Source organism: Spirochaetota bacterium (genome assembly GCA_026414805.1).
Taxonomy (GTDB): Bacteria; Spirochaetota; UBA4802; order UBA4802; family UB4802; genus UBA4802.
This window is the reverse complement of sequence record JAOAIH010000017.1, coordinates 1-22,373: the sequence shown is the minus strand read 5'-3', so window position 1 is coordinate 22,373 and position 22,373 is coordinate 1. Positions and strand designations below refer to the sequence as shown.

The following is a 22,373-nucleotide window of genomic DNA, read 5'->3' as shown; positions in this document are numbered from 1 at the left end:
CAATGTTAAAAAAACTTTTTATTGTATAGGAATAATAAAAGTAAATTCACTACTATCTTTTGAAAATGTGAATTTCCATCCGCATCGCTGGGCAATACAATACACCTTATACAGCTCTGTCCCCCTTGCAAAAAACTGCTTACACTGGAATGGATAGAAGAACATTTCTTCAGGGATACTTTCAAATACAACACCCCAAAAACGAATGTTAACATAACAATTCATTTCTTTTTTTGCACTAAGATGTACAGTCATACTATCAAAATATTTCCAGTTAAAACCATTTATAAGAGTTGTTATGCAACTCTGAAATCTATGCCTATATAATGATATTGTGAACTGGTCTGTGCTATCAATTACAATATATTTATTATACGGTGATTCTTCAACCACTACCTGAAAAAGTTCAGGGAAAGAACACTTTGATATCTCATCGTCCGGTACAGTAAATGCATCATAGAGCTCAGTGAAAATTGAATCTATACGCTCGGTTTGTTCAATGATCATACGCTGTGATTTATTAATCAAGGAAGGATCGCTTTTGTGCGATAGTAACTGTGCATACCCTTTTATAGTAGTCAAAGGATTGCGGACTTCATGAGCAATATTGCGTATTACTCTTTCTATAATATCAACTTCACGCATACTATATTTTAATCTATATCAATCTGACGTGCATCAGCCCACAAACGTTCTAATTGGTAAAACTCACGAGTTTCTTTGGTAAAAATGTGAATTATTATATCGTTATAATCCAGAACTATCCATGGTGAATTAGTGGTAGTCCGCGAACGTTCTTTTCTGCCCATATCAACAAAATAGTTGTGAACTTCTCGAGCCAACGCTTTACAATGCAATATTGAATTACCGGTACAAATTACAAAATAATCAAGATATGAATTAACCTCTCTTAAATCCAGGAAAATAATATCGCTGGCCTTTTTATCATCCAGTATTTTTTTACACCCTTTCATTAAGGTTAAAATTTCAGGCTCAATGCTTAATTTTGTTTTAGTTCGTTTGTTTCTATTTGTCACTGTGAATAATCCTTCCCTACAATTACTAAGACATCAGCTAATTGTGATGAATCAACAACATGATACAATACATCAATTCCCAATATTGATGAAACTTTAAGCGCAGCATTTAAATTGCCTTTTTGATTAATAATAACTGTTGTATCAGTTATTTCATATGGTGATGTGCCAAATTCAACAACAGTGAGCCCTTCTCGAGTCAATACATTTCGCATTTTTCGGGCAAGCCCTGGTATATCAGACCCATTTAATATTCGTACTTTAATTGATTCGGAATCTTTTATATCAAGGACTAGTGGACGTAAAAACTTTTGTTCATACAATTTTCTTGTAATATCATCCACTGTATAATTATTTTCTTTATCCATTTTACCTGGCATAACAGTTGTATACACAGTTTTTGCATCATAGACAAGATCAACCAGTGATATCATTTCCTGTATTAATAAATTTGTATTGATGGAACTCACCATTTCCCCAATATACTTTTTATTTGCATATTTTTTATATAAATCTTTATTTGTAAATAATGTAAGCACAACATCCATTATTCTATCATATTTTAAATAAATTGAATTTTGCTCAACTTTATTAATATACCACAGTGCTTTATGTCCATCGCAGTAATTGATCCCTGTTGTAAACCCCAAATCTGCTTTAACCTGATCTAATACATACAAATTCACTCCTTCAATTAAATCAATAATTTTTACCACATCGGAAGCATATAATTCAATGTAAAAAGGGATCGTTATATGAAGGTCATATTCAAGTGAGTCTACAATATCATTATGATCTGAAAATGAAAGTGTTGCAAGCCTTCTTGCTTTGCCAGTCCTTTTATTAAGAGTCACCAGATAATTTGGCGGAATAAACGTAACACCTATACTTTTCTTCTCAGGATTGAAGTGTAAAATTGCATAGAATGAGTGCCTACGTTCATTATATTCGTTACTTGCCGCAACCAGTATATTAATTAATTCTTTGTTTGAAGCTAATGTGTCTATTGCATTACGTGTCAACCTACGGTAAACATAAAATATACCAAGCACTACAATACAAAGCAATGTTATAGAGACAATTAATCGTATTTTATCTTTCACTTCTATATAACCCATTCTTATAAATATATTTTTCAACTTTAACAGGTAATAAATATCGTATAGATTTGCCGTTCTTCACTCTCTCTCGTATTAACGAGGAACTTATATCAATAACAGGATTATTTGCACAATGTATCCGCGACATATACTTGTGAAAACGCTTATGTAAAATATCACCAGGTCGTTTCATTATAATAAAATCAATAGTCATTAACAATCGCTTCCAATCTTTCCAAGTATTAATTTCATTAAATGCATCATACCCAATGATAAAAAATAATTTCCAATCGGGATGCTTTTGTAAAATTTCTTCAACAGTATATATCGTATACGAAGGCTTTTCCCTATCAATCTCAATACGAGACACTTTAAAATAATCTACATCTTCAATTGCCAATTTTATCATTTTATAACGATGTTCTGCATTTACATTATCTTCCAACTCTTTATGCACCGGATATTTTGCTGGAATAAAGATAATAAAATCTAAGTTAAATTCTTCCCTTATGAACTGAGCATTTATCAAATGCCCGGTATGAATGGGATTAAATGTACCACCAAATAAACCAACCTTCAAATGCCCCTCACATGTATATTACCAATTGTAATCATCGTCATGGAATCAGCATAACAGTCAAGAAGTTTTCCTAATCACTATGGATCCATTGCACATCCACATTATGCTTTTGTGCAAATTCATCTAATTTATCATGGAAATGTTTTTTCACAATTTTTACTATTTGCATCTTCAAATCTTTATCCGATAGCTCATATACTTCATCCAAAAAGTGGTAAAGTTGCTTCTGCGGTTTTAATGATAAAATATTCAAAACCATTCGCTTATTTGGTACAGTATCTTCCTGCTTATATCTCTCATACAAAAAAGTATTATCTACTATATTTAAATCATATAAGGTACAGTATCCAGTTAATCTCTCTATGGGATTGTTACTATATAATCTGTTATTAATTACAGAATATGAATATAAAGGACGTGCTATAAAGAAGGATATAGCAGTGCTTCCAGATATAGTTTTTGCTAAAAGCAATTTTCCTAATACAAATCCTGTCACTATGCTAATAAAAAATAGAAATAGAATTGTAATACTTACAAACTTCCGCATTTCAACCATTACATAAAAGCCTTATAGTATTGAGCAATATTATTACTTCAAGTGAAGTATACAGTAAAAATATTTGAAACGGATTGATTTGTCAATATTTTATCCTTCTTAGAAAATATAGTGCATAAAACCTTAACTGTAATACTTCTTTATTTTTTGTAGTTAAAAGTTATTTATGCATTATATCTACAACGATGTTCAAATGACACATTCAATTCAAAATAAAATCATTATTTATAATGATAAACTACTGCACTTATCATTAACCTTGTTATATATGCACTTCTCTCAATTTAATTTTTTAATTTCAATTGATGTAATTTCCATAGATAATATATAGCAGGGTATACCAGCAATTCCATAATAAAAGATGTAGTTAATCCTCCAACCATAGGAGCTGCTATCCGTTTCATCATATCAGCACCAGTACCCGTTGACCACATAATTGGAAAAAGCCCAACCATAGTGGTAATTACTGTCATCATTTTGGGGCGTATTCTCTGAACTGCACCATGTAGAATCGCATTCTTTAAATCATTAATGGTTTGTAATCTGTTATTTTTTTTGGCTTCTTCATACGATAGATCTAAAAATAACAACATGAAAACACCTGTTTCTGCATCCAGACCCATCAGTGCAATCATACCAACCCATGTAGCAATCGATACATTATAATCAAGAATATACAATAACCACACAGCACCAATCAATGAAAAAGGAACAGCCAACAATATCACAAAAGTCTTAAAAATACTTTTTGTATTAATATATAAAATTAATAGTATTAATATCAATGTAACAGGTAATATAATTAATAATCGTTGCTTTACTCGTAACATGTTTTCATATTGTCCACTAAATGTTATCGTATAACCTGCAGGAATGCTGATTGATGAATAGACTATTTGTTTTGCTCTTTCAACATATTTTCCTACATCTGTATCATTAATATCAACAAATACATACCCTGCTATCATGCCATTTTCATTTCTTATCATAGAAGGGCCATATGACAGTTTTATGTCAGCAACTTCCTGCAACAGTACATTATATCCATTAGGTGTTGGTATTACTACTCTCTTCAATACATCAATATTATCCCTGAAATCTCTGTGATATCGTATATTAATTGTATACCGTTCACGTGAATTAACTATCGTTTCAGTTATTGTTTGTCCACCTATGGCTGTTGCCACTATCATTTGCACATCTTCAAGCTTTAAGCCATATCGCGCCATTTTTTCTCTATCAGGTTCAATGGTAACATAATATCCTCCCGAAGCTCGTTCAGCATACACACTTCGTGTTCCTTCAAGTTTTTGCAAAATCTCTTCAATCTTTTTGCCAATTTGTTCTATAGTATTAACATCAGAACCAAGTATTTTTATTCCAATAGGCGTTCTTATACCAGTTGTCAACATATCAATACGCCCCTTTATTGGCATTGTCCAGGCATTGGTCACTCCGGGAATTTTCAAGGCAGCATCCATTTCCTTAATCAATTGTTCATAACTGATCCTATCATCCCAAAGTATCCGTAAAAGATTCTTTAACCATTCTGGAGCCCAACTTGAATACCATCTATTTACTTGCCTCCATTGCTCCTTTGGTTTTAATACAATAGTTGTTTCTATCATTGAGAGGGGTGCAGGATCTGTAGAGGTTTCAGCCCTTCCCGCTTTTCCAAAAACTGCATCAACCTCAGGAAATGATAGGAGTATTTTATCCTGATATGTTAACAGTTTTTTTGCCTGAGTAAGTGATATCCCAGGTAACGTAGTTGGCATATAAAGAATAGTACCTTCATTTAGAGGCGGCATAAATTCAGAACCTAATAAAACAAATACCGGGACCGACAATATAAACAGAAGCACCGAGCCTACAATTACCTGTTTTGGGTATTGCAGTACAAACCTGCAGGCGGGAGTATAGAATTTGAAAAGGAACTTGCTTATTGGATGTTTTTCTTCAGAGTAATATGTGCCAACAAATAATGTAGTAAAAATGTACGACAAAATTGTAGATTTAAGTTTGAATGGTTCCAAACGTGTAAAAAGCATCCTGATTACCGGGTCTAATGTTATTGCCAGTATCGCTGCAAGTGCCATTGTCAACGTTTTTGTCCATGCTAACGGTGTAAAAAGACGACCTTCCTGATCTACTAATGTAAAAATGGGTAAAAATGCCACTGTAATTACTAATAAAGAAAAAAACACTGAAGGTCCAACTTCTAGCAGAGCTTCTTTTCGAACATCATGGTAATTGCCCTGTTTACCGTTGGCAATCCAGTGCTCAATTTTTTTATATGCATTTTCTACCTCTATAATTGCACCATCAACCAGAACACCAATTGAAATCGCAATTCCTGTTAAACTCATTATATTGGAGGTTATTTTCATAAAGTACATGGGGATAAATGCAAGTACAACCGAAATAGGAATGGTGATGATTGGCACAAAAGCTGAGGGAATATGCCATAGAAAAATGAGTATCACTAAGCTGACAACGATTACTTCTTTAATCAATGCGTCGGTTAATGTTGCAATGGATTGCTTAATTAAGCCAGACCTGTCATATACAGGAACTATCGCCACCCCTTCTGGAAGACCGTGTTCTACTTCTTTTAACTTTTCTTTGACTGCATTGATGACATTCAAAGCATTTTCTTTATGCCGCATGACAATAATGCCACCAACTACCTCACCCTGCCCATTATAATCAGCAATTCCTCTCCGCAACATTGGTCCAATTGAAACATCAGCTACATTTTCAAGAAATACAGGTGTGGAACCAGTAGTTTTAACTACAACCTTTTTCAGAGCACTAATGTTTTGAATATACCCTTCGGCACGCACCATATATTCTTTGCCCGATAATTCCAAAAACCTGCCACTGATTTCATTGGTGCTTCTTCTTATTGCTTCAATCACATCAAATAAAGTAACATTGTAGAGGTACAATTTATTTGGATCAATGGAAATCTGAAATTGTTTTTCAAACCCACCAATGGTGGCAACTTCGGCAACGCCATTAACCGACTGTAATGAATATTTAATATACCAATCTTGAAGAGTTCTTAGTTGTGAAAGGTCATAGGCACCACTTTTGTCAATTAACACATACTGAAATATCCATCCAACACCCGTAGCATCAGGTCCAATTTCCATTTTTATATCCTTGGGCAATGTCCCCTGTAATTTGGAAAGGTATTCCACAACCCTGCTGCGTGCCCAATATATATCAGTGCCATCTTCAAAAATGACATATATATATGAAAATCCATAATCGCTGAAGCCACGAATTGTCTTAACCTTTGGTGCACCTAACAGCGCTGAAATTATTGGATACGTTACTTGAGCTTCAACTATCTGTGGGCTCTGATCCCACTTTGTATAAATTATCACCTGGGTATCTGACAAATCTGGAATAGCATCAAGTGGGATGTTATTGATTGCGTATATTGCATATACTATTAATAATAAAAAGAAAATCAACACCAGTAATTTGTTGTGGATAGAAAATGTAATAATTTTGTTTATCATATGCGATAGTTACCGTTGACGTGCCTCAATGTGTATGACCATCCTTAACCTTATTGAATACAGCCTTTAACTGGGATTCAGAATCAATAAGAAACATTGCCGAGGATACAATTACATCACCTTTTTTAAGGCCCTTTTCCACAACATAATAGCCGTTGTTGCCTAATATGCCTGTTATAATTTCATGTGGCATTAATGTTCCATCTTTCATCTTTACAAACACATAGCTTTGAGTACCTGTTCTGAACACTGACTGTTGGGGTATAGCAATATGTTTACCTACAGAAAATCGCAAAGCAAGCTCTCCATATAAGCCTGGCTTTAATTCTAGTCTGTTATTATGAATTACTACTCTAACCTTTAGTGTGCGGCTTTTTTCGTTCACAAAAGGATATATAAATTCTACATGCCCTTTGTATTCTTTATTGTTCCATGATTGAATTCTGTACACTGCAGGCATACCAATTGTAATATAAGGAACGTCAGGCTGATAGATATCACCAATAGCCCAGACAGTTGTAAGATCTGTTATTGTAAAAAGGTTTTCATCAGATGAAACTTTCTGACCTTCATATACATTTTTTTCAGTAACGTATCCTGAATATGGTGATACCAATTGAATAACACGTGGTGCTTTTTTTGATTTTGCAATTTCATCTATTTGACGCTGTGTTAAACCAAATATTTTTAACTTTTCTTGGGACGCATGTTTCAAATTAAGAATAACTTCCTTAATGCTGTTATCAAGGCTTGCATCAATAGTGTTCAATATTGCAACATATTCATCCATCGCAGCATACAATTCGGGACTGTATAGTGAAAACAAGGGGGTACCCTTTGCAACATATTGCCCGGTCTGATTTATATACAGCTTTTCAACCCATCCCGATACTCGCACTGTAATTTTATATACATTCTCTTCATTTGGCTCAATAGTTGCTGAAGTAATGATATCTTTTACAATTTCTTTTACCCCAACAGTTTCATATGTAATCCCAAGGATTTCTTCTTGATTTTGAGTGAGATGAATTGGTGCTTTTTCTTGTATCATTCCATGATCTGCATGATCACTTTTTTCTTGGATTGCATTTACCGGCACAAGGTCCATTCCACATATAGGACAACTCCCCGGAGAATTCATAATTATTTGTGGATGCATTGGGCAGGTATACATAACTTCAGTGATTTTTTTTTCAGGAGCATTGTGGAGATAGTTATAAACAATAAAACTTATTGCAGCAACTACAATTGCAACAAAAAGTATTACCAATACTCGTTTCATTGCATACCTTCCCAATCCATTACAGAGATATCACCTTGCATAAAATGCAAAAAAGAAATCGCCTTACAATATTCTTTGATAGTATTCAGCAATTGAAGTTTGTAGTTCAAACGCATACGTATTGTATCTACAAGCTTCATGAATTCAATATTCCCTGCTCTATAATAGGCAATATCAGCTTGGAGCATGGCATTCAGCTGTGGAATGATTTGATTGGAATATAGTTGGTGTAGTTGCCCCCACTTTTTTATATTCTGTGATAATGTGTTAAGTGCAAACGTTAATTCATTTTGTTTATCCTTATGTAACGCTTCTGATTCTCCTTTTTTTATTTTCATCTCTTGAATAGAAGGTATGTTTTTACTGGTAAACCAGGCAGGTATGTTAAACGTTGCCATAACAGTGAACATATCATCACGGCTTGTTCCTTGTGGAGTTTTATCTCGCTGCATATAGGCAATTCCTACTTCCACATCTGGGTACAGGTCTTTCTGTTTTAGTTTTACTCCTTCTTCATCAATTAGAATCTGGAGCGATAGTAACTGTAATTCAGGATTATTGGCTAAAACTTGATCACTTTCAATTTGGTTCTGGATTTTTACCAGATAAAAATTAATATTTTTTATATTGTATTCAATATTACGGTTACTATCTGTTCCTAAAAGATATGCGATATTGTTTTGCATTTCAGCAATAGAAGCATTGACAGTTATTATCTCTTCATCCAATTTTGATGATTCGACACTTATTTTAAGAATATCCGATAATGAGGAAATCCCTGTTGTACTTCTTGATTTCTGAATATCTATCAGCAGAGCAAGATACTGCTTTGTTTCTTCTATAATTTTGAGGTATTCTTTAAAATATACAATTTCAAAAAAATATGAGCGCATTAAATGTAGATAATATGCCTGATATAGCCTGTAAGTCTCCAGAGCTTTTTTATATTCAAGGTATGCAATTCGTTCTTTTGTGGATAACTTCCCAAATAAAGGAATCATTTGATATACACCAATTTCTTTGCTTGTCATATCTGATTCATTGAAAGATGGTGTATCAACTGGAACATTGTTTATACCCAGCTTTATTGCGGGATCAGGCAATGATGATTCTATAGATATCTTTTTTTTACTTTGTTCAACCTGAAGCTGCATTGCCTTTAATTTCATATTATGCACCAAAAGTATATTTTGAGCTTTGATGAAATCTATAGTTTCAGATCCAGCCTGGGTGGGTAGAATACCAAATATTATTAAAACCAAAAAATTGAAAACAATTGAATTTACTGTCTTTATGTTATATATACATTTCATGATTTAAATGTGCTATTGTTATATACTACTATTATGGTAGTATATAACAATTAATGAATAAAATCAATAAATATTTTCTTAAAGTAAGAATTTAACATGCCTAAAATGCACGTACACCTTGAATAAAAACTTCCAATGACAAAAAAAGAAAGGTTCCACATTAAAATATTGCCAAAAACTATATTTTTATACAATAATCAGTTAATAGTTTTTATACATGTTCATTACTAATAAAACTTCAATGGCGATACTATCCGTTAAATAAACTGTTAACTTGAATTTTATTAAAATTTTTAATCATTTAAAAGTAGAGCCACCGTTTTTTGTTGACAAATATGCAATACCCTGGCTAATCAAAGCTATACTTTACAATATATCATTGATGGTGTCTTTATGGAATTTGATGCAGTAATTGGCTTAGAAGTACATGTTCAGCTAAATACTAAATCAAAAATATTCTGTTCATGTTCAACTCAATTTGGTTCACCAGCAAATACACAAGTGTGCCCGGTATGCCTTGGCCTGCCAGGTGTATTGCCTGTTTTAAATAAGGAAGTGTTAAAAAAAGCTATACAAGCCGGGTTGGCATTGCATTGTAAGATAGCTACATACAGTAAATTTGACCGCAAAAATTATTTTTATCCTGACCTTCCTAAAGCTTACCAAATTTCACAGTATGACAAGCCAATATGTTATGATGGATATATTGAGATAGCAACTAAGGAAGGCATCAAAAAGATTGGTATCACACGCCTGCACATGGAAGAAGATGCTGGAAAAAATATACATAGTGAAGATTCTGATAATAAAATTTCGTACGTCGATTTCAACCGAACTGGTGTCCCATTGGTTGAAATTGTTTCTGAACCGGATATTTCTTCGCCTGATGAAGCATATCAATATCTTCAAAATTTACGTTCCATACTTAAATATATAGAAGTTTCCGACTGTAATATGGAAGAAGGAAGTTTGCGGTGTGATGTAAACGTTTCCTTGAAACCTAAAGGTTCTACAACATTTGGGCAGAAAGTTGAGATAAAGAATCTAAATAGTTTCCGTTCAGTAAAATTGGCTCTTGAGTATGAAATTGAACGCCAGAAAAAGATGTTGCTTCAGAATGAAAGGATAGTTCAAGAAACGCGATTATGGGATGCCGATCGCAATATAACATTTTCAATGCGCTCAAAAGAAGAAGCACATGATTACCGATATTTCCCCGAACCGGATTTGCCACCAATTGAAATTTCAAAAGAATACATTGAACAACTAAAACATGAATTACCCGAATTGCCGCATGAAAAACGTGCTAGGTTTATGCAGCAATATGGATTGCCCGAATACGATGCTCAAGTATTAACATCTACAAGACAACTTGCAGAATATTATGAAGCTGTAGTTGCAAATGGTGCACAACCAAAAAAAGCATCTAACTGGATAATGAGTGAGGTTCTTGCAAAGATTGATGATCCTGAATTCATCGACTCTTTTATTGTCTCACCCCAGAGCTTAGCTACATTGTTGAAGCGAATTGATGATGCAACTATTAGTGGCAAAATTGCTAAAGCCGTTTTTGAAGAAATGCTTGAAACTGGTAAAAATCCTGATACAATTATTAATGAAAAGGGATTGCGTCAGGTAACTGATACCAAAGCTATAGAATCTATTATAGATGAAGTCATTAAAAATAATCCAAAATCGGTTGAAGATTATAGAAATGGAAAGGATAAGGCACTGAAATTTCTCATTGGCCAGGTTATGAAGGAATCAAAGGGCAAAGCAAATCCGCAGATTGTTAACGATATACTTATCAAAAAATTATCAAGCTGATAGTCATTATAATGAGCTATCGCCAAATATAAATTTAGAAAGGAAAAATTATGGAAGCTGTAACCACAACAAAAGTTCCAGGAGCAAAAAAACTATTTTCAGGTAAAGTACGAGATGTATATAAAGTTGATGATGAACATCTCATTATTGTTTCAACAGATAGAATTTCTGCATTTGATTGGGTATTCCCTAATGGTATCCCCGGTAAAGGCATTATTTTAAATACAATATCAAATCTATGGTTTAAAAATATACGCCTTATTAATAATCATATCGTTGAAACAGATTATAAAAATTTCCCAAAGCCGTTTTGCGATTACCCTGAATTTTTTAAAGACAGGGCTGTGCTGGTCAAAAAAGCAAAGCGAATTGATTTTGAATGTGTTGCACGTGGGTACATTATTGGAAGTGGTTGGAAAGATTACCAGAAGACAGGAAAAGTGTGTGGTATAGAATTGCCTAAAGGATTGCAACTAGCTGATGAATTACCCTACCCTATATTTACTCCTGCTACAAAGGCCGATTCCGGTCATGACGAAAATATCACTATCGAAGAAATGAAAAAGTCACTGAGTACTGATATCGCTGAAAAGCTAGCTCAGGTCACTTTAGATTTATATGATTTTGCACGTGAAAAATTAAAAAAAGTTGGAATAATATTAGCTGATACAAAATTTGAATTTGGATTTTCGGATAAAGAGATAATTCTTATAGATGAGGTATTAACACCTGACAGTTCCAGGTTCTGGGATGCTGCGTTATATAAACCAGGTATTTCTCCTGTAAGCCTAGACAAACAATTTATACGTGATTATCTGGAAACAACCACATGGGATAAAAATTCACCTCCCCCCCCTCTCCCCGACGAAATTATCCAGAAAACCAAGGAAAAATACGAGGAGATTTTACATAGAATTAAGCAGATTTTAAGTTAAATTTTTAGGTTTATATTGCATTATTCAATAAAGATTTGTATATTTTTATCCGATAATTTTAATGCCAATGCGTTTATAATCGAGGGGGGATTACATGGCTTTACCAAATAGAAATCCTTACGACCAATATAAACACACAGAGATAAATACCGCCAACCAGGGTAAATTAATAGTAATGTTATATGATGGTGCCATTAAATTTTGCAATATTGCAATAGAAAACATGCACCCTAAAACATATGACATTGCCAATAATAACATCATTAAAGCCCAGGATATTATCAATGAATTGATTTTAGCATTGAATATGAATGAAGGTGGCGATGTAGCACGAAACCTTTTCAATTTATATATTTTCTTCAAAAAGCAGCTGTTAGAAGCAAATATACAGAAAAACCCTGAAATATTAAAAAATACTGTAAAACTATTAAAAGAGTTAAGGGATGCATGGGATAAAATATCTACTAAAGAAACTCCTTCGGATAGAGTTGCAACAGCATCCAAAGGTTCATTTTCAATTGAGGGATGATATAGTAACACTTCTTCATACGTTGTATAATTTACTTTCAACCAAGCAAATGCTTTTAAAAAAGTTTGAGGTAAACCTTCAAACTATACAGCTAAATTTAATAAACGGAAATGAAGAAGCGATAGTTACTATCATATCAGTCAATAATGCAATTATTGAAGACATCTCTTTATGTAATTACTCTATTGCCAGTTGTATTACTGAAATCACGTCAAAAATTGGTATTGAATACACACAATTTGAAGACATGATTCTAAAAATCAATAATCCCGCCTGCACATTGATCTCTGACCTTTTAAGGGAAATACATTCATCTATATCACGTATTTACAATCTTAATCAAACACTTATTATTTTGCTGACAAATCATGAAGAATCACTTATAAAAAATATAAATGAAATTAATAAAATAATTGAACTGCAAACACACAGGGCATACTAATAAGTTAATTTCTTTACTAACAAAATTAATCTAAAAGACACTTCATTATAATTATACTTTTGTTTTAATATTTATATACAATATTTAATAATATGAATATAATTATTTTTGTGTAATTTATTTTTTTTATTTTTTGATATTTATGGTCATTCATTAATTTTTTTCTTGACTTTTTTCCGTAAATCAAATAATGTCTTTTCAATAATACTAATCTTAAAATTTTATTATGGAGGTTTTCTATGGCTAAATTAGACAAAAATAGGCTAATGTTTGGGGTTTTTCTAATAATTCTCATCGCAATTGGCGAAATTGTGTTCCACATTCTCCATGTACCTGCCTGGCCAGCATTTTTAATTATGATCTTTTTCTTCATGGCTCATATGGATAAAAAGATGGCACCAAATATGCTTGTAGGGGGCGCATTTGGGATATTGATGATAATAGTTGCTAAAATAGTGGTCACATCCCTTGTTACTGCCGGCTTAGATCAGTTTGTAGCTTTCCTAATTTTTGTATTATTGTTTGTGTACTGTATAGTAGCCCTGGGGGAAATTATTCCAATTTTGTTTAATAATTATGCTTTTATGGCATTGCTTTTTACTGCTACATATATGCAAACACCAAACCCCCAAAACCCATTTGTCTTAACTGCCATATTATTAATTGGAGGAGGAATCTTTATCGTTGGTATTCTTGGAATCGTAAAGCTACTAATGAAGTTAGCATCTCCCAAATGAGTTATTTAATGAATTGTTTTATGTAATTTAAAATCCTATTTAAACAGGAGGGCATACATTTACTTAAAAATTCCATGCCCTCCCAACTTCAATACATTTAATTTTTCTTACTTATTAAACTAAAATAAATTCTAAAATGTATAAGGAGGAAAGTGTATGAGTAAAAAATCTATCTCATATAAAGACAAACCATGGCTAAAATTTTACGATAAAGGAGTACCTGCCACAATTGATTTTATTGATTGCACTCTCAATGATTATTTTGAAGAAGCTATCACAAAATATCCTAATAGGGTAGCTTTTGTTTCCCAGGGTTATGAAATGACCTATAGTGAACTTGGGGATGCAGTGAATAGATTTGCAACATGCCTGGCAGATTTTGGAATAAATAAAGGCGACCGTGTTGCGATACATTTGCCAAATATACTTCATTGCGTAGCAGCTTACTATGCGATCATTAAAATTGGCGGCATAGTAGTTATGCATAATCCTTTATATTCCCCTGCTGAATTAGAATATCAATTTAACGATTCCGGTGCTAAAGTTGTTGTAACGCTAGATCTTTTTGGGAATACAATCATTGATTTAAGGCCAAAGACTCATGTGAAACAGATTGTTTGTGTATCTCTGCGAGATTATCTTCCTTCATCAGTAGACCCTAACACCGTTTTATCCGCTGAACCAAAACAAGCAGACAATGTATTCAAATGGAAAGATATTATGAGTAACTATCCCCCCAATCCTCCAAAAGTAATAGTTACTACTGATGATATTGCCCAATTACAATATACAGGCGGCACAACAGGGGTTTCAAAAGGTGCCATGTTAACTCATAGTAATCTGACAAAACAATTACAACAAATAGATGCATGGGATACAACCATTCATAGAGGTGACGAGATGACAATGGTTGGGGCATTACCATTTTTCCATGTATATGGTTTATCAACTGTTATGAATTTAAATATTTATGATGGATTTAAGACAATTCTTACTGGCAGACCTACACCTGAAGCTTTGATGGATATAATCCAAAAATACCGTCCCCAAATTGCATGCCTTGTCCCAACAATGTATATAGGAATGCTTAATCACCCTGATTTTGAAAAATTGGATCTTACATGTATTAAACGTCTTATGAGTGGTAGCGCACCACTTCCACTGGAAGTTATAAAAGCATATGAAGAAAAAGCTGGTGTACATATCAATGAAGGTTACGGATTAACAGAAGCATCACCTGTTACTCACTCAAATCCTTATGGAACTGTACAAAAATCTGGAAGCATTGGTATTCCTTATCCTAGCACAGAAGTAAGAATAGTTGATCTTGAAACGGGAGAAAAAGATATGCCTGTGGGCCAGCCAGGAGAAATGATTATCAAAGGCCCTCAGATTATGAAAGGATATTGGAATAGACCCGATGAAACAGCTAAAACAATTAGAAATGGTTGGCTTTACACTGGTGATATCGCAATCATGGACGAGGATGGTTACTTCTTCATTGTAGACAGAAAAAAAGATATGGTAATATCAGGTGGATATAATGTCTATCCTCGTGAGATTGATGAAGTTCTATATACACATCCAAAGGTGCTGGAAGCGTGTTGTATAGGGATTCCCCACCCCACACGGGGAGAACAGATCAAAGCATTTGTAGTACTTAAAGAAGGTGAAACAGCCACTGAAAAGGAAATAATCGATTACTGTGCTACAAAGCTGGCTAAATATAAATTACCTACTATAGTTGAATTCAGAACTGAATTACCCAAGAGTAATGTAGGGAAAATATTGCGAAAAGTCCTTAGAGAAGAGGAGATGCAAAAGATTAAGTGATAATTTTTACACCTATTACCATGGTGTAAATGATCTTTATTATTATCCGGATTATACGCGTGCTGGCATCTTTACTAAAGTAGCGATGCCAGCACGCGTTATTTTATTACATTACCTTCACTTATTGTTGCAACGTACGGAGGTGGTACAGGGTTTCCAACTCAAAGAGAATCCCTTAAAATACAACATTTATAGCTCATCTGGTTTAACTTCTTGTAACATCTTTTCCCTTATCCGACACATTTTTTCATAATCAAAATAATATTTTTTAGATTCATAAATTTTTTTAAATTTCTCTTTGTATTTTTTAGAATCAAAATAATCTTTCATACGTTTGGATACAGGAAACACCTGTTCTGAAGGGTCGTACACCTGTGGGGTATTGGTATTTTTATCAATTATTGTCCCTGTAATCATGCCCCATGACATATCAGATAGTGAATAACCCTTAATATCCCGTAAGATAGCTCTTAAAATTGCTTCATGACTTGGATTGAAAAATTTAAATTTTCTTGAATACATAACAGCACCATGAAAATGGTCTGGTACATCCATAAAACCATCTTTAACTACCTGTTCTCCCACAATATACATTAATTCCATCATATAATTTAAGCTCCCCAACCCAGGTTTAGATTGACCTGGAAGTTGTGGTTTATTAGCATCAAATGTAGCTTTTGGATTTTGTGCAGATAGCCATTCAATAACGACCATATCTAATGACCTGGGGGCATCATACTCTTCGCAAAACCTTTTTTGTGGAATAAAACGTGATTCAGATACTCTTAAATCAATTAAAAGATGATTAGGATCTATTTTTTCATAATATATTTTTAAATAATGAATTTGCGCATCATCCTTATCAACATCAATCAATATATTACTAAATCCTATTTTCATCAAGTGATCAACCAAGCCAACTTTTTTAATCATTTTGTAGAGTGTGTCTACATTCAATCTATTTAAAAACAAATTTTTATTCTGGTTACTCAAAGCAAAATACCCAAAACTTCCCTCTAGATCAAGAGAACCAAAATTTTCTGATAATGTCTTTTCTGAATCTATTGGCTCAAAATATTTTAATATAGATTTTTTTTTAGGTTTTTTCACTCAAACATTCTCCTTTCACTCTGTCCACCTATCTGCATTATATACCATTTTTACTTGTAATAAAAAATGGTCAATATTTCTCAAATCAAGATTGGGTACCACCATCATTCTTGCAAATTTATCATATTCCTTTACCTGCAATAATGCTTTTCTATAATCATCATTTAATGTTTCGCCAATAATTATTAGTCGTGCATTAGATTGCTGATAAAATTTTAAAAGGTCTTTTGGATCATTTATAGTGTAGACATCTTCAGTTGGTATAAAATCAGGTGATATTTCTATTTTACAATCTTTTTTACGAGCAACTATCGCACTTACTAGATCAGTATTTTTTTTAAATCGCTCAATATAACTTGATTCCGCATGTGGTTGGAGATTAACAAAAATAATAATACCATTTTCTGAATTCCTGTAGTATATGCGCTTATTCTTGTCAAGAAGACGTTTCACTTGATTCCACCGTTTATAATCTATTGCATCGTTATGTCTGAAAATAGTAACTCTTTTACCAGTATGTTGATCGTAAGAGTAAATATCACCTACACAGATTAAATAACGTTTTCGTTTTGTCAATGTACTAACCCTTTCTAAGGTCTCCAATTTACGGTCAAAGGTAATAAAATCAGCCCAGGCGTACGGTATACGGTATTCAACAGGATATAGTGTAGACAATAAACTATAAACTATCTCATCATATTTTATATCAACTGTTTCTATGCCAGCTTGCTCAAACCTATATAAATCATCAACAAATATTTGGTCTAATTCATGATAGGTTTTCCCTTTTACAGTATAGTTTTGTAAATATTTCAACACACAACCTGGATTATTCTCTAAAACTTTTTTTATTTGCTCTATTTTTACCAACATTTTCTTAAAATAATTTCAAATCATATTTAAAAAATCGTTTTAAAAAATTGATAAAAATATGTCTTAAAATAATAATGATAATAATAAATTATTTTTATTCAAGTATATTTTATTTATTAATAAAAAATTTAATATAGATTTATTTTATAAATCAACAATATATTTATATAATGAAACCGGGTTATTAATCTTTGATTTATCTACAATTCCTATTTTAATTGAATCAATGAATATTGAAGACAGTGTTCTAATTTCATCTTCTATATCTTTGTTTTCTTCATATATAAACAATAAAATCAATCCTATCATTGGCCTGTAATTTATACAGGAAACAGATTTTAACTCTTTAAATTTTTGTGATAAATATCTGAAAAGGCAATATATATTCTGATCTTCAAATTTTGACTTGATAATTACATATTTTGTACAATCGCTTGCTTTTGAAATATAATAATAATTTTCAAAAACCTTAAATACTTCATGGAAATAATTTGAACCATAAAAAAGGGAACTTTTACTTATTGCTGAATATAATTCCACTAATGAAAATATTATAGAAATGCAATTACAGTATAACTCATTCATTATGTTGTCATTAATTGTAAATTTCTCATGTACTTTAACAAATATTATAGGGCAAAAAATCTCTATAGCTGCAGGGCACGGAATGTTAAAAAAAGATAAAATCTTTTTTACAAGATGATATGTTGAAAATGCCCAGATCAAAAAGCTTTGTTCGTCAAATAATACTATTCTTTTTTTATATAATTCATCATTTTTAATTGAATTAAAATCAATTACTACTCCATCAGGCTCATGTAAAATTTTTTTATAAATATCATCTGATAATGTAATAAAAAAATCTCTAAAAATATTTTCACTGAATGAATTAGTTAAAATTCCAAAATAATTTTGTTTAAAATCATAAAGAAAAATTACAGACTCAACAAAGCCTAATGATTTCAGTTTGCCACTTAATTCTTCTCCAATGAATTGTAATCTGTTTTCATAATTAATTTCAGGATTTATAAACGATGCAGAATCATTAAATGATCTGCTCAGAAAAGTATAGTATAGCTCATGCAATGAGTAAAGCAACATGTTTGGGTTATCTATTGTAACATCGGGCTTATTAATAACTTTTGCAATTAGTTCTTTAAATTCAGGGTTAAATGTTCTTTCACGTATTTTTTGAATTTCATCACTTAATTCAATATTTTCCAAAATATGCCTCACCACAAATCAGGATAGATCTAACATTCGCTGTAATGCTGTCAAAGCCTTTATCCTGATATTTTCTTCAACTGTGACTATAGGCTGTTCTTCTGATAAAGCTTTGAAAATTTTTTCCAAAGTAATCTTTTTCATATTTGGGCATATAAAACTTTTTGAAGCAAGAATAAATTCTTTCTGAGGAGCAATTTTTTTTAATTTATGAAGCATGCCTTCTTCTGTACCAATTATTATTTCATTATTTTTTATCGTATTCACATTTTTGACCATCTGTCCGGTTGACAAAGTCATATCTGCCATATCAATTATTTCTGGCCTGCATTCAGGATGAACAATTACAAAAGCATCAGGATATCTTTGCTTAACTGCAATCAATTCTTCTTTTGTAAAACGATCGTGAGTTGGACAAAATCCCTTCCATGGGATTATTTTTTTTGATGTGAATCGTTGAACATACTGTGCCAAGTTCCTATCGGGTATAAAAATTATTGTTTCACTCCTGAGTTTATTGACGATATTAACTGCATTTGAAGATGTAACACATATATCCGACATTGCTTTCACATCTGCTGAAGAATTAATATATGTTACAACTGCTGCTTCAGGATACCTATTTTTCATTTCAATAACATCTTCAACTTGTGCCATATCAGCCATGGGGCATCCAGCTGTTATATCAGGCAAAATAACTTTTTTTTGGGGCGATAGTATATATGCTGATTCTGCCATAAAATGAACACCGCAGAAAATAATAATCTCTGCATCGTTGTTTGCTGCTATCTTTGACAGCTCTAAAGAATCACCGGTGTAATCAGCAATATCCTGAACTTGGGGATTTTGATAATTATGGGCAAGTATAATTGCTTTTTTTTGCTTTTTTAATTTTTCGATTTTCTGCTCAAGCACCGATAGCTCCTGAATACTAAATATTTCTTATTTCTATATATATTTATTACTATTTATTACTATCGCAAAAATTATTTTTAAAACATCAAGTATATTTTGTTAAAAAGAATATGAAAATGAAACACTTAATGAGTGAGAAAAAAATGACTTTCCAATAAGATTAGACCGTAAATATGGATTCATCCCCTTGTGCCCGGCATTGTTATTTCCACCATGTCCACCTCCAGAAACTGTGACAACTGTAGGAGCGTTATAATAATCTAAAGCATATAATATCATTATTTTTAACTTCTGATATATTTTTTTACTGACCGCAAGATCAGAACCGTAAATCATATAATCTCCAGAATCTTTGCCAACATTAATACCAGCCATATAAATCGTGGTATCTCTATATAGCGACAGTCCTGTTCGTATAATGTTTTTGGTATATGTATAGTCCAAGTTTGAAAAATTATTGGACAAATAGTGATACTCTAATTCGTATCCTAATGAATCATTAGCATCATAATCCAATGAACCAATAAATGTTTTGCTCTTGCTCTCTACATCAGTAGTGAAGTAATATTCAATATGTTCATTTGAATAATCCATATCTAATGTGATATCCCCAATATACAAACACCCATTTATCTTATACATGCTGCTATTATACGATCTATCACCTTTCGTTAATGAGTATCCTCCGCCTACTTCAAAAACATCTGCGATATTGATGAGTGATTGAATCAAAATCTGGCTTGTATTAATTTCAGCAAAATTACCCAAACCATCAGTTATCTGTTGATGAATTGTATATGTACCTGTTATATTAATCTCTAAAAAATCAATATCATACCCTATCTTACCATAAGGCTTATATACGATATTAGAATCAGAAATACCCGAAGTGTATTTGCTTTTAAACCCAATTGTTGCTTCTAATCCTTTCGAATGTACTAATGTTATATGTATTACTATCAAATAAAAAATTATTAAGATAAAAATAACATTTTTATTAAGCAGAGTTTTCATATATATTCCTTATTTGTAATAAATAATGCATTTTGACTATACTAAAATATTATGATTACCCTATAGTAATCCAATTTGTGAAAAATTTTTATTTTTAAATTAATTATATTTTTTTACACTATTAAAAAATAAGCCATGCTTTTATAGCATGGCTTATTATTATGATTTAAATTAATGGGGTTGTTACTTTGCAGCACCCTTCTGTTCCTTTACTTCTTTCTTTTCTTCTTTCTTTACTTCTTTTGCTTCTTTCTTCTGAGCTTTTACTTCTTTCTTTTCTTCTTTCTTTGCTTCAACTTTTTTTGGCTGCTCAGCAGCTTTTGGAGCTTCCTTCTGTGCTGGAGCCTGAGCAAATACAGCTGCAGCAAAAAGCAGTGATACTAATGTAGCTAACAACTTTTTCATACAACCCTCCTAATAGAGTTATTTAAAAATTTTTTGTTGATAAAATTTATTTATTATCAACTCTTTGAAGTATAATACAATCCATAATATAAAAAACGGACATTTTTTTATAAAAAAAATATGATTTCAAAAGAAGAACTTATTTCATTATATACAACATATTACAAAGAAATTTTCAATTATATTTATCACCTTATTGGTTCATATGAATCGGCGGAAGATATTTTGCAGGATACATTTATTAATTTAATTGAATACTCAAAAAAAACTGATATTAATCCCAATACAGTAAAATCATTATTATATACATCTGCTCATAATTTATCTATTAACTATCTTAAAAAAAATGTAAGAACAGATAGTTTTGAAGAAGATAGCCCTTATGTAATATCAAATGATACTGTCGAAAATGACTTATTATTTCAGGAAATACAGCAAGAAGTTGCAAATGCCCTGAAAGAACTTGATCCAATCAGCCGCTCAATTTTTATTTTAAAAAGAGAGAACAACTATTCAAATGAAGAAATTGCAAAATTACTTCAAATATCTGAACGGACAGTTCGTCGTAAATTACAATCTACAGTAATCCATATAGTTTCATATTTAAAAAATAAGGGATTTTACGAAAATTTATAGCTTTTAATGACCAATTTTTATGATATAATTGTAATATAATTAAGGGGTAAATATATGCTATGAAGCATCTCAATGAACTCACATTACTAGCCCTGGTAAAAAACAGTCTTGATAAAGATGAGGCAAGAAAAGCCTTGCTTCATATTGAAAAGTGCGATATTTGTTTAAAAAAATTAAGACTAATTAAGGTTGCTATCGCCCCCCAAAAACCCGTTGAACCCTCCAAGGATGTATTATCATCCATTTTGCATTATTATTCAAGTCAACTGCAATATTACGATAAAAAAACATTTAAGAATACTATTTCCAACTTTGTCCAAACATACCGGCGCAGTATTGCTTTTACCTTCTCCATCCTTATTGTAGGAATACTCATTACAATTTTTATTTTAAAACCCGGATACAAATCCATACCTCATATTTTGTACGTAGCTGATATCAAAGGAAAAAATGTACTAACTCAAACCCTTATAGAAGGCCAAAGAATAAAAT

The 22,373-nt window shown here is 32.1% G+C and carries 22 protein-coding genes and 1 pseudogene; 9 read left to right on the top strand and 14 right to left on the bottom strand.

From position 1 onward, the window contains the following. Positions 1 to 18: 18 nt before the first annotated feature. The 8 genes from N3F66_05200 to N3F66_05165 all read right to left on the bottom strand — a co-directional run bounded on the left by N3F66_05200 (position 19) and on the right by N3F66_05165 (position 9,401). Positions 19 to 645, bottom strand: a complete 627-nt coding sequence (locus tag N3F66_05200; GenBank protein ID MCX8123544.1) for a hypothetical protein — start codon at positions 643 to 645, stop codon at positions 19 to 21. Between the two features lie 8 nt (positions 646 to 653). Continuing rightward, a complete protein-coding gene (gene rsfS / locus N3F66_05195; GenBank protein ID MCX8123543.1) occupies positions 654 to 1,037 on the bottom strand; it encodes a ribosome silencing factor in 384 nt (127 codons plus the stop codon). Beyond that, on the bottom strand, positions 1,034 to 2,140 hold the full coding sequence (locus N3F66_05190) for an LCP family protein (GenBank protein ID MCX8123542.1): 1,107 nt from the start codon (positions 2,138 to 2,140) through the stop codon (positions 1,034 to 1,036). Before N3F66_05190 ends, rsfS begins: the two co-directional genes overlap by 4 nt. Beyond that, the gene (gene nadD, locus N3F66_05185; GenBank protein MCX8123541.1) at positions 2,130 to 2,717 is read right to left on the bottom strand and encodes a nicotinate-nucleotide adenylyltransferase; all 588 of its coding nucleotides are present in this window, start codon (positions 2,715 to 2,717) and stop codon (positions 2,130 to 2,132) included. Before nadD ends, N3F66_05190 begins: the two co-directional genes overlap by 11 nt. Before the next feature lie 70 nt (positions 2,718 to 2,787). Further along, positions 2,788 to 3,273 (bottom strand): hypothetical protein, encoded by a 486-nt coding sequence (locus N3F66_05180; protein ID MCX8123540.1) that lies wholly within the window; start codon positions 3,271 to 3,273, stop codon positions 2,788 to 2,790. A 284-nt stretch (positions 3,274 to 3,557) separates the two neighbouring features. After that, on the bottom strand, positions 3,558 to 6,806 hold the full coding sequence (locus N3F66_05175; GenBank protein MCX8123539.1) for a CusA/CzcA family heavy metal efflux RND transporter: 3,249 nt from the start codon (positions 6,804 to 6,806) through the stop codon (positions 3,558 to 3,560). Positions 6,807 to 6,831: 25 nt separating this feature from the next. Continuing rightward, complete coding sequence (locus N3F66_05170; protein ID MCX8123538.1) at positions 6,832 to 8,088, bottom strand: efflux RND transporter periplasmic adaptor subunit; 1,257 nt, start codon at positions 8,086 to 8,088, stop codon at positions 6,832 to 6,834. Next, positions 8,085 to 9,401, bottom strand: a complete 1,317-nt coding sequence (locus tag N3F66_05165; GenBank protein MCX8123537.1) for a TolC family protein — start codon at positions 9,399 to 9,401, stop codon at positions 8,085 to 8,087. The genes N3F66_05170 and N3F66_05165 overlap by 4 nt, the downstream gene beginning before the upstream one ends. 378 nt (positions 9,402 to 9,779) lie before the next feature. On the opposite strand from N3F66_05165, the gene gatB reads away from it, so the two are divergent. The 7 genes and pseudogenes from gatB (at position 9,780) to N3F66_05130 (ending at position 15,887) form a co-directional block, all read left to right on the top strand. Next, positions 9,780 to 11,228 carry an Asp-tRNA(Asn)/Glu-tRNA(Gln) amidotransferase subunit GatB gene (gene gatB / locus N3F66_05160; GenBank protein ID MCX8123536.1) on the top strand — a complete coding sequence of 483 codons (1,449 nt, stop codon included), beginning with the start codon at positions 9,780 to 9,782 and terminating at the stop codon, positions 11,226 to 11,228. Positions 11,229 to 11,278: 50 nt separating this feature from the next. Beyond that, the gene (locus N3F66_05155; GenBank protein ID MCX8123535.1) at positions 11,279 to 12,163 is read left to right on the top strand and encodes a phosphoribosylaminoimidazolesuccinocarboxamide synthase; all 885 of its coding nucleotides are present in this window, start codon (positions 11,279 to 11,281) and stop codon (positions 12,161 to 12,163) included. A 94-nt stretch (positions 12,164 to 12,257) separates the two neighbouring features. Continuing rightward, positions 12,258 to 12,692, top strand: a complete 435-nt coding sequence (gene fliS / locus N3F66_05150; GenBank protein MCX8123534.1) for a flagellar export chaperone FliS — start codon at positions 12,258 to 12,260, stop codon at positions 12,690 to 12,692. Next, complete coding sequence (locus N3F66_05145) at positions 12,682 to 13,134, top strand: hypothetical protein (protein ID MCX8123533.1); 453 nt, start codon at positions 12,682 to 12,684, stop codon at positions 13,132 to 13,134. Before fliS ends, N3F66_05145 begins: the two co-directional genes overlap by 11 nt. Positions 13,135 to 13,373: 239 nt before the next feature. After that, entirely contained in the window at positions 13,374 to 13,871 is a 498-nt protein-coding gene (locus N3F66_05140) for a hypothetical protein (GenBank protein ID MCX8123532.1), read from the top strand. A 156-nt stretch (positions 13,872 to 14,027) separates the two neighbouring features. Next, a complete protein-coding gene (locus N3F66_05135; protein ID MCX8123531.1) occupies positions 14,028 to 15,704 on the top strand; it encodes a long-chain fatty acid--CoA ligase in 1,677 nt (558 codons plus the stop codon). A gap of 105 nt (positions 15,705 to 15,809) precedes the next feature. Then, positions 15,810 to 15,887: pseudogene (locus tag N3F66_05130) on the top strand (hypothetical protein). 6 nt (positions 15,888 to 15,893) lie between these two features. Here the strand turns inward: N3F66_05130 and N3F66_05125 are convergent. The 6 genes from N3F66_05125 to N3F66_05100 all read right to left on the bottom strand — a co-directional run bounded on the left by N3F66_05125 (position 15,894) and on the right by N3F66_05100 (position 21,245). Continuing rightward, positions 15,894 to 16,814, bottom strand: a complete 921-nt coding sequence (locus N3F66_05125; protein MCX8123530.1) for a hypothetical protein — start codon at positions 16,812 to 16,814, stop codon at positions 15,894 to 15,896. Between the two features lie 15 nt (positions 16,815 to 16,829). Beyond that, positions 16,830 to 17,630 (bottom strand): hypothetical protein, encoded by an 801-nt coding sequence (locus N3F66_05120; protein MCX8123529.1) that lies wholly within the window; start codon positions 17,628 to 17,630, stop codon positions 16,830 to 16,832. Positions 17,631 to 17,831: 201 nt separating this feature from the next. Further along, the gene (locus N3F66_05115; GenBank protein MCX8123528.1) at positions 17,832 to 18,911 is read right to left on the bottom strand and encodes a hypothetical protein; all 1,080 of its coding nucleotides are present in this window, start codon (positions 18,909 to 18,911) and stop codon (positions 17,832 to 17,834) included. 18 nt (positions 18,912 to 18,929) lie between these two features. Continuing rightward, entirely contained in the window at positions 18,930 to 19,826 is an 897-nt protein-coding gene (gene nadA / locus N3F66_05110; protein MCX8123527.1) for a quinolinate synthase NadA, read from the bottom strand. Positions 19,827 to 19,925: 99 nt separating this feature from the next. Beyond that, positions 19,926 to 20,840, bottom strand: a complete 915-nt coding sequence (locus N3F66_05105) for a hypothetical protein (GenBank protein ID MCX8123526.1) — start codon at positions 20,838 to 20,840, stop codon at positions 19,926 to 19,928. A gap of 183 nt (positions 20,841 to 21,023) precedes the next feature. Then, positions 21,024 to 21,245 (bottom strand): hypothetical protein, encoded by a 222-nt coding sequence (locus N3F66_05100; protein ID MCX8123525.1) that lies wholly within the window; start codon positions 21,243 to 21,245, stop codon positions 21,024 to 21,026. Positions 21,246 to 21,365: 120 nt separating this feature from the next. Here N3F66_05100 and N3F66_05095 point away from each other — a divergent pair, with 120 nt between their 5' ends. Together N3F66_05095 and N3F66_05090 are read left to right on the top strand one after the other, a co-directional pair. Beyond that, positions 21,366 to 21,881 carry an RNA polymerase sigma factor gene (locus N3F66_05095; protein MCX8123524.1) on the top strand — a complete coding sequence of 172 codons (516 nt, stop codon included), beginning with the start codon at positions 21,366 to 21,368 and terminating at the stop codon, positions 21,879 to 21,881. Positions 21,882 to 21,940: 59 nt separating this feature from the next. Beyond that, a partial coding sequence (locus tag N3F66_05090; GenBank protein ID MCX8123523.1) for a hypothetical protein occupies positions 21,941 to 22,373 on the top strand: 433 nt, incomplete at its 3' end.

What these genes read in the sequence shown, in the direction of transcription:
- N3F66_05200 (MCX8123544.1), bottom strand. Translation starts at nt 645, where the DNA reads ATGCGTGAAGTTGATATTATAGAAAGAGTAATACGCAATATTGCTCAT.
- N3F66_05180 (MCX8123540.1), bottom strand. Translation starts at nt 3,273, where the DNA reads ATGGTTGAAATGCGGAAGTTTGTAAGTATTACAATTCTATTTCTATTT.
- N3F66_05175 (MCX8123539.1), bottom strand. Translation starts at nt 6,806, where the DNA reads ATGATAAACAAAATTATTACATTTTCTATCCACAACAAATTACTGGTG.
- N3F66_05170 (MCX8123538.1), bottom strand. Translation starts at nt 8,088, where the DNA reads ATGAAACGAGTATTGGTAATACTTTTTGTTGCAATTGTAGTTGCTGCA.
- N3F66_05165 (MCX8123537.1), bottom strand. Translation starts at nt 9,401, where the DNA reads ATGAAATGTATATATAACATAAAGACAGTAAATTCAATTGTTTTCAAT.
- N3F66_05155 (MCX8123535.1), top strand. Translation starts at nt 11,279, where the DNA reads ATGGAAGCTGTAACCACAACAAAAGTTCCAGGAGCAAAAAAACTATTT.
- fliS (MCX8123534.1), top strand. Translation starts at nt 12,258, where the DNA reads ATGGCTTTACCAAATAGAAATCCTTACGACCAATATAAACACACAGAG.
- N3F66_05140 (MCX8123532.1), top strand. Translation starts at nt 13,374, where the DNA reads ATGGCTAAATTAGACAAAAATAGGCTAATGTTTGGGGTTTTTCTAATA.
- N3F66_05135 (MCX8123531.1), top strand. Translation starts at nt 14,028, where the DNA reads ATGAGTAAAAAATCTATCTCATATAAAGACAAACCATGGCTAAAATTT.
- N3F66_05105 (MCX8123526.1), bottom strand. Translation starts at nt 20,840, where the DNA reads ATGAAAACTCTGCTTAATAAAAATGTTATTTTTATCTTAATAATTTTT.
- N3F66_05100 (MCX8123525.1), bottom strand. Translation starts at nt 21,245, where the DNA reads ATGAAAAAGTTGTTAGCTACATTAGTATCACTGCTTTTTGCTGCAGCT.
- N3F66_05095 (MCX8123524.1), top strand. Translation starts at nt 21,366, where the DNA reads ATGATTTCAAAAGAAGAACTTATTTCATTATATACAACATATTACAAA.